Origin of the sequence: Mycobacterium sp., from assembly GCF_035499775.1 — a bacterium.
Taxonomy (GTDB): domain Bacteria; phylum Actinomycetota; class Actinomycetes; order Mycobacteriales; family Mycobacteriaceae; genus Mycobacterium.
Genome location: NZ_DATJYB010000566.1, coordinates 1 through 7,556, shown reverse-complemented (window position 1 = coordinate 7,556; position 7,556 = coordinate 1). Strand labels below are relative to the sequence as shown.

9 protein-coding genes and 1 pseudogene are annotated in these 7,556 nt (G+C 65.5%); 8 read left to right on the top strand and 2 right to left on the bottom strand.

Annotated features, from left to right (window positions below; translation table 11 throughout):
• From VML93_RS34350 to VML93_RS34320, 7 genes and pseudogenes are all read left to right on the top strand, one after another.
• A partial coding sequence (locus VML93_RS34350; protein WP_325617654.1) for an alpha-hydroxy-acid oxidizing protein occupies nt 1-364 on the top strand: 364 nt, incomplete at its 5' end.
• 94 nt (nt 365-458) lie between these two features.
• A pseudogene (locus VML93_RS34345) lies at nt 459-1,145 on the top strand (fumarylacetoacetate hydrolase family protein); the annotation flags it as partial.
• Nucleotides 1,146-1,164: 19 nt separating this feature from the next.
• Complete coding sequence (locus VML93_RS34340) at nt 1,165-1,845, top strand: WD40 repeat domain-containing protein (RefSeq protein WP_325617652.1); 681 nt, start codon at nt 1,165-1,167, stop codon at nt 1,843-1,845.
• 41 nt (nt 1,846-1,886) lie between these two features.
• Nucleotides 1,887-2,747: an NHL repeat-containing protein gene (locus tag VML93_RS34335; protein WP_325617650.1), complete on the top strand. Its 861-nt coding sequence runs from the start codon at nt 1,887-1,889 to the stop codon at nt 2,745-2,747.
• Between the two features lie 89 nt (nt 2,748-2,836).
• On the top strand, nt 2,837-3,097 hold the full coding sequence (locus tag VML93_RS34330; protein WP_325617648.1) for a hypothetical protein: 261 nt from the start codon (nt 2,837-2,839) through the stop codon (nt 3,095-3,097).
• A 31-nt stretch (nt 3,098-3,128) separates the two neighbouring features.
• On the top strand, nt 3,129-3,854 hold the full coding sequence (locus VML93_RS34325; RefSeq protein ID WP_325617646.1) for a sensor domain-containing protein: 726 nt from the start codon (nt 3,129-3,131) through the stop codon (nt 3,852-3,854).
• A 130-nt stretch (nt 3,855-3,984) separates the two neighbouring features.
• The gene (locus tag VML93_RS34320; RefSeq protein WP_325617644.1) at nt 3,985-5,109 is read left to right on the top strand and encodes an epoxide hydrolase family protein; all 1,125 of its coding nucleotides are present in this window, start codon (nt 3,985-3,987) and stop codon (nt 5,107-5,109) included.
• Between the two features lie 8 nt (nt 5,110-5,117).
• Here VML93_RS34320 and VML93_RS34315 read toward each other — a convergent pair whose 3' ends face one another.
• Entirely contained in the window at nt 5,118-5,510 is a 393-nt protein-coding gene (locus VML93_RS34315) for a VOC family protein (protein ID WP_325617642.1), read from the bottom strand.
• Nucleotides 5,511-5,592: 82 nt separating this feature from the next.
• Here VML93_RS34315 and VML93_RS34310 point away from each other — a divergent pair, with 82 nt between their 5' ends.
• Nucleotides 5,593-6,564 carry a cytochrome c oxidase assembly protein gene (locus tag VML93_RS34310; protein ID WP_414686523.1) on the top strand — a complete coding sequence of 324 codons (972 nt, stop codon included), beginning with the start codon at nt 5,593-5,595 and terminating at the stop codon, nt 6,562-6,564.
• An 85-nt stretch (nt 6,565-6,649) separates the two neighbouring features.
• On the opposite strand, the gene VML93_RS34305 is transcribed toward VML93_RS34310, so the two are convergent.
• Entirely contained in the window at nt 6,650-7,429 is a 780-nt protein-coding gene (locus tag VML93_RS34305) for an SDR family oxidoreductase (protein ID WP_325617638.1), read from the bottom strand.
• Between the last annotated feature and the right edge of the window lie 127 nt (nt 7,430-7,556).

Here is a 7,556-nt window from a genome sequence, read left to right as displayed (position 1 = left end):
GGCGATAGACAATGGCGCCGACGTACTGTACTGCACCAATCACGGCGGTCGCCAGGCGAATTCGGGGATACCGACTCTTCAGCTACTGCCCGGGGTTGTCGCCGCGGCGGGTTCCACTCCGGTGATGTTCGACGGAGGTATACGTAGCGCCACAGATGCCGTCATCGCGTTGGCATTGGGCGCGACGGCCGTCGGCATCGGCCGGTCCTACGCGTACGCCATGTCCTATGGTGGCGCCGAGAGCTTGACCCATTACCTGAAATCTTTCCTGGCCGAGCTGGATCTGTGTTTGGCGATCTGCGGGTTCAAGGACATCGCCAGCCTCAAAGAGGCAGGAACCGAGGAAGCACTGACCTTCCAGTGAATTTGATCTGAAGACACGGCGGCCATATTCGGAGCAGCACTATGCGGCGAAAACGGATTCGATACCAACGGCTTCACCGGCCCCGTGAAAGGAGCTGACTCATTACCACCTCAATCCTTCGACCGACGGCTCCTGGTGGGTCCAAACTGATTACGGCGCAGCCGAAATCGCTACTCTGGCCGGAACCACCGGTGAGCTGCTGGCCGACCGGGCGGCCATTGCGAGGTCGCCGCACACAGCTTAGGCGCCGTACCGGTACACAGCCTCGGCCTGGTCTCTCCGGTGACCGCCCCGTGTCGCGTGGTGGCGCAGCTGACCAACTACGCGTCGCACGTCAAAGGCGCCGGGATGGACCCAAAGAGCGTCCCACTGACCTTCTTTCGCAAGGCGTCGCAGTCGATCAGCGGACCCTTCGACGACATCGTCAAGCCCCGGCACGTCAAGCTCCTCGACTACGAGCTATTAGGCCAAGTCGTATCCGACGTTTACCCCGGTCGGCCCGGCCCTGGTCCTGCTCGACGCCGACGAGCCCAAGCGTTTCTGCGATCTGCGCCTGCGATTGCGGGTGAACGGCGAAGTGCGGCAGAACATGCTCGTCGAGGGCGACATGATCTACAAACCGCTACAGGCATTGCAGGCACTCACGCGATTCCAGCGTTTGGGGGCGGTCGATCTCGTGATGACCGGCACGCCGGTAGGGACGGCGCTGGGCGCTCCACCGAAACCGGTCACCGCACTGCTGCCGCCGGCGGTCAAGTGGGAGGCTTTCTTCAGGCGCCGGCGACGACAGGACAGTTCGGTTGTGGGACACGGACGCGGCCACCGGCCGGCCCATCGGCCGGCCCCTCACCGGGCACACCGGCGTTGTGTACTGCGTCGCCTACAGCCCGGACGGGCGGCGGCTGGCCAGCGCCAGCGGCGATGAGACGGTGCGGGTCTGGAACGCGGAAAGCGGCCAGCCTGTCGGCAAACCCCTGACCGGGCACGCTGACACGGTGTGGGTGGTGAAATTCAGCCCGGATGGCAAGCGGCTGGCCAGCGCCGGGCGCGATCGCATGGTGCGACTGTGGGACGCGGCCAGCGGTCAGCCCATCGGCAAGCCCCACACCGGGCACACCGAGGTGGTCTGCGACGTGTCGTTCAGCCCGGACGGCCAGCGGCTGGCCAGCGCCAGCTATGACCGCACGGTGCAAATATGGCGTGCCGGCGCGCCTGAGACCCTCGTCGGGCACACGGACGCAGTCCACGGTGTGGCGTTTAGCCCGGACGGGCGCCGACTGGCCACGGCCAGCCAGGATCACAAAGCGCGGTTATGGGACGTCGTCGACGGCGAGCCCGCAGCCCAGCACGGCGGCGATGCCGAAACGTTGTGCGCCAAACTGACCACCAATATGAGCAAAGAGCAGTGGCGGGTATGGGTGGCGCCGGACATCGACTACATTCCGGCCTGTCCGGATCTACCGGTCCCGCCCGGCAACTGACGTTAGGCTCGCCGGTAGGGCGTTTAACCCAAGGAATCGACGTGATTCGGTTGGCTTTTGCCGGGATGGCATTCTCGGTCCTTCTCGCTGGATGCGGGGGATCGGGCTCCCAGCCCGCGGCGCCCAGCTCCTCGACCGCGCCGGCCCACGTGGGATACCGTCCCCAACGCGTGGTGCCCTTCTCCGGCCTCGACCGGCCCATGGGTGTGGCCGCCGATGCCGCGGGCGGCCTGTATGTCACCGACACCGGACACAACCGGGTGCTGAAGTTGGACGCGGCTTCGGGTGCGCAGACGGTGCTTCCATTCACGGGTCTGAACAAACCCTGGGGTGTTGCGGTGGATGCCGCGGGCGGCGTTTACGTCGCCGACAAGGACAACAATCGGATCGTGAAAATCGCGGGCTCGCAACCTCAGACCGAGCTGGCAATCGCCGGTCTGGTCGCACCGGTCGATGTGGCGTTGGACGCGGCGGGCAACGTGTACGTCACCGACGCGGGCAACAAACGGGTGGTAATGCTGACTGCTTTCTCGAACACCGAAAGCGTAGTGCCGTTCGGCGATCTCAAGTTCCCGGTCGGGGTGGCGGTGGACGCCGCGGGCAGTGTGTATGTCGCCGACATCGTGCGGGTGGTGAAATTGACCGCGGGATCGAAAACTCCGAATTCGCTGGCGTTGAGCCCCAGCCCGGTTCCTCTCGCCTGGGGCGTGGCGGTGGATGCCGCGGGCAACGTGTATGTCGTCGACCACGACAACAAGCGACTCATGATGCTGGGGGCAGGGTCGACCGAGCTACCGCTCGACGGTTCCAGCAACCCATCGGGTGTCGCTCTGGACAAAGCGGGCAACGTCTACGTCGTCGACACCCTCAACAATCGCGTGGTGGAGCTACCCGCGCTCTAGCCGGCGTGACGTGCCGCCTCTTGGGAGTTCGAAAGTCGCCACGCCGCTGCTGTTTGCCCAGTTAGATAGGGTGTGGCAAGGTCGGGGGCGTGAACGAGCCATCCGATTTTCAGGGCGCCAACGGGGTGGGGCAGACGGCGGGACGGACAGCACCGCCGGTGCGGTCGGCCGCGTCGGATCAGCAGCCGGCGACCAAAGCCGACCTATATGCCGCAGTGGATGCGATGCGCGCCGATATGCGTGAGCTGATGGAGCACGTCCGCGAGCTGATCCGGGTAGCGGACAAGCGCGTGACCGAACTCGAGCGGGCCCAAGGCGAGCTGAGCGAACGGCTTGCGGAGGACTGGTGATGGCCTCCGTGCGGCTTACCTTCTAACGCCCATGACCAAACGGCAAGGGGGGCTGAGTCTTTCGAGACGGTTGGCTTTCGCCATCGCCGTCGTCGCTCTGATAGCGGGCTGCGGCGGCGGGCAGACCACGGCACCGACCACCACATCCACCACGACTGCAGCGCCATCGCGGCCGCCGGTCGCCGCAGACGCCCTCGACGGGCTGTTGCTCAGTCCGGCCGAGATCGGCTCGGCCATGGCCGCCCCTGCCGAGGTACCGGTCAAGACGACGTACACGCAAATGACCGATACCAGCGCCGGAAAGCCGGACAAGAATTGCCGATTCACCCAACCGGCGGAGTCCACGATCTACGCCAACAGCGGGTGGAACGGTGTGCGGTCACAGGAACTCCAGGAACCCGTGCCTAACTTCGCCCATCACGTCAGTCAGGCGGTGGTGTCGTTTCCGAACGCCGGCGGCGCCGCGAGCTTCTTCAAAGCGTCGGCCCAGTTCTGGCCGCTCTGCGCCAACCACGAATACCGCGTCATCTCGCCGGGCGGGCCGGACAAGATTTTCACGATGGGGCCGATCGACAACGCCAACGGCACCCTGACCACCACCGACACACTGCAGGGCGGCAACGGCTGGGCCTGCGAGCGCGCACTGACTGCGAGCAACAACATCGTCGTCGACGTCGCGGCATGCGCTACCAATCCGCCGCCCGGCGCTGCGGTCGACATCGCCCACCAGATCGCCGAGAAGGTCGCCAAGCTGTAGGGCGCGCAGCGTGCCGAGCGGCCGCAAATGTACGGCAAAATGCCATCATCCGCGTACATTTGCGCGCGCTCGCCGCGGCGGTACGCCGGGTGCTGTGCCTGGCTCGCGCCGGACCCGGCACTATGAACGGGTGAAGTCGTTTCGCATTGACGTTCCCGATGACGTTCTTGACGACCTGCGCTCCCGGTTGGCGCGCACCCGGTGGCCCGAGGCCGAATGTGTGGATGACTGGAGCCAGGGCATCCCGTTGGCGTTCACGCGGGAGTTGGCCGCCTACTGGGCTGACGGGTATGACTGGCGCTCGCGTGAGGCGGCGCTGAACCGGTTTGACCAGTTCGTCTCCGAGATCGACGGGTTGGACATTCACTTCATTCATCAGCGCTCTCCGCACGAGGATGCGTTTCCGTTGGTGATCACGCACGGTTGGCCGGGCTCAATTGTGGAGTTTCACAAGGTGATTGAGCCGCTGACCAATCCGACGGCGTTCGGTGGGCGCGCCGAGGACGCGTTCCATGTGGTGTGTCCGTCGCTTCCGGGGTACGGCTTTTCCGGCAAGCCCAGCCACACCGGGTGGGGAGTCGAGAAGATCGCCGAGGTGTGGGAGACCCTGATGCTGGATCTCGGCTACCAGCGTTACGGCGCCCAGGGCGGCGACTGGGGCGCGGCGGTCACCACGCAGATCGGCCGCAATCGCGGGCATTGCGCGGCCATCCATCTGAACATGCCGGTCGGCAGGCCCACGAAGGAAGCGATGGCCAACCCAACCGAGGAGGAGCTGCGTGCTATGACCTCGCTGGCCGAACACCGGAAGTGGGGTACCGGCTATTCCAAACAGCAGTCCACCCGTCCGCAGACGGTGGGCTACGCGTTGGTCGATTCGCCAGTGGGACAACTGGCGTGGATCGTCGAGAAGTTCTGGGCATGGTCGGACTGCGACGGCAACCCCGAGAACGTGTTCAGCCGGGATGAGCTGCTCGACAACGTGATGGTGTATTGGGTGACCGGCACCGCGGCTTCCTCGGCCCGCCTGTATTGGGAGAGCTTTCAGGTGTGGGGTGGCGGCGATCGCGTCGAATTGCCCACCGGGGTAGCGGCTTTCCCCGGCGAGCTGCTCAAGGCCCCGCGCAGCTGGTGCGAGCCGGTCTACAACATCACCCACTGGACCGACATGCCGCGTGGCGGACATTTCGCCGCGTTCGAGCAACCGGAGTTGTTCGTCGAGGACGTCCGGAAGTTCTTCGCGGCGGTCCGGTAAGCAGTGCGCTAGGGAAGCGCGAAGAACTCCAAGGCGATGCCGTCGGGGTCGCGGAAGCTCAGCCCCGAGCCATAGTCTGCGTCGACGATGCCGCCGTGTTCGATGCCGAGCTCGTCCAGCTTCGTCACCCATTGCTCCAGTTCGGCGCGGTTGGCGCAGCCGAAGGCGACGTGGTCCAGGCCGGCGCGAAACTCGCTGAATGTCTCGTCGGGGATCTCGCGGTCATGCTGGTGGATACCGAACAGCGTGCCGCCGTCCAGCAACCACACCTGGTGTCGGTAGCCGGCGCCGGAGTCTTCGTCGGCTATCGGGTCAGTGCCGAAAAGGCGGCGGTACCAGGGGCCGCTCACGTTGAAGTCGCGCACTGTGAACGCGACATGGTTCAGCGCTGGGAAGGTCATGAGTCGACACGATAGTCGGCGCCGACCGGCCGCTGGCCGCCTAACCACCTTTGGCCGTGGCACGCCGAGCGGCAATACCCTGATGGTCATGGTCGCCGATCCCGGGCCGCTGACTTCGGCCGCCCTGATTCGAACATGGCACCTGGACCTGAGCTCCGCGACGGCTATTGTGCTGCTGGCTTGCGCCTACGCGTGGTTGCACCGGCGCGCCCGCGACCGTGGGCAACCGACCGAACCCGCGCAGCTGTGGTGTTTCGTCCTCGGCGTCCTTCTGTGGGCGCTGGCCACGATCAGCGCTGTCGGTGCCTATGCGTACATCCTGTTCTGGATGCGAGCGCTGCAGGTACTCCTGCTTCTTTACCTGGTGCCGTTCTTTCTCGCGCAGAGCAAGCCGATCACCCTGGTGCGCAATGCGCTGAGCCCAGCCGGTCGCGACCGAATCGATACTCTTTTGGCGACCCCAGCGGCGCGGGTGCTCACCCACCCGATCACCACGTCGCTTGCAATGCTCGGCACGCCGTGGCTGCTGTACATGACGCCCTGGTACACCGCGGCACTGCAGCACGAATGGGTGGGCGCGCCTACCCGAATTATGTTGGTATTAGTAGGCTTTGGTTACTTCTATGCGCGTCTGCAAGCAGATCCCGTGCCGCGCAGATACTCTCAGCTGATCTCGTTGCTGATCAGTGTCGCCGAAACTCTCGGCGATGGAGTCCTCGGGTTGGTGATATGGCAGGGCTCGCTGATCGGCACCGCGTATTACTCGGGTGTGCACCGCTCCTGGGGCCCGGATCCGCGGCTGGATCAGACGATCGGAGCCGGCGTCTTATGGATTCTCGGAGATGTGGTCGGCCTGCCTTTTGTGCTGCTGTTGATGCGTGCGCTGTCCCGCGACGAAAAGGCGCAGGCGCTGCAGATCGATGCTGAGCTGGACACCGCTGACGCCGCCGGGGGTCAGACCGCGCACAGCGAATCGACCACCACATCGGCCGCCAAATCGAAGTTGTGGTGGGAGGACGACCCGGAACTGCGCGAGCGGTTCCGCCGCCGTTAAGCCTTCCTGGGCACCCCGGGTGGCGCGAGCAGTCCCCCGCAAGCGGGAGGTGCCCCCAACAAAGGCACCCGACACCGCCGATGCTTTAGGTGCTTTTGCGTCTGCTCGCGCTACTTAGCAGCGGGCCGCTGGCCGAGTAGCCGCCGTCGACGGCCAGCGCGGCGCCGGTGATGAACGAGGCCTCGTCGCTGGCGAGAAACAGTGCGGCAGAGGCAAGTTCCGCCGGCTCACCCCAACGCGCCATCGGCGTCGGCAGATAGTCGCCGGGTGGCACTTCGTCGTCGGGTTTGCCGCCTGCCATGCCGGTATACGTCATGCCGGGGCAGATCGCGTTGATGCGCACGTTGGTTCGCGCGTAGTCCAGCGCCGCGGATTTCGTCATCTGCACCACCGCGGCCTTGGCTGCCGCGTAGCAGGACAAGCCCTTCCACCCGACCAGCCCAGACGCCGAAGCAGTGTTGACGATCGCGCCGCCGCCGGCGTCGAGCATGGCGGGGATCGCGTACTTCATGCCGAGAAAGACGCCCTTGAGATTGATCGCCAGGATGGTGTCAAAGGTCGCCTCGTCAATATCGGCCAGCGCCGCATGCGGCCCGCCGAAGCCGGCATTGTTGAGCAGAATGTCGAGCCGCCCGAAGGACTCGACGGCGGTGGCGACCATGCGTTGCACGTCGGCGGACTTGGTCACGTCGACGCTTACCGGCAATGCGACTTCGCCCAGCAGCCGGGCGATTTCGCGTTCCTGCCCGCTGATGTCGGCGCAGACGACGCCGGCTCCTTCGTCGGCGAATCGCCGGGCGGCGGCCCACCCGATACCGGAGCCGGCGCCGGTGATGATGGCAACCTTCCCCGTTAGACGGCCCATCTAGACGATCCGTCGGCCGCGTCGCGCGCGTGACCGCATATCCCGCAGGTAGAGCTGATAGCCGAAGATCCAGGCCCGGTGCGGAATCAGCCGGTCGGCCAAGCGCAGGGCGGTCAGCAGCCATTCG

Bases quoted from the DNA above. Each gene is read 5' to 3' on its own strand.
- VML93_RS34305 (WP_325617638.1), bottom strand. From the start codon at position 7,429: ATGGGCCGTCTAACGGGGAAGGTTGCCATCATCACCGGCGCCGGCTCC.
- VML93_RS34315 (WP_325617642.1), bottom strand. From the start codon at position 5,510: ATGACCTTCCCAGCGCTGAACCATGTCGCGTTCACAGTGCGCGACTTC.
- VML93_RS34310 (WP_414686523.1), top strand. From the start codon at position 5,593: ATGGTCATGGTCGCCGATCCCGGGCCGCTGACTTCGGCCGCCCTGATT.
- VML93_RS34325 (WP_325617646.1), top strand. From the start codon at position 3,129: ATGACCAAACGGCAAGGGGGGCTGAGTCTTTCGAGACGGTTGGCTTTC.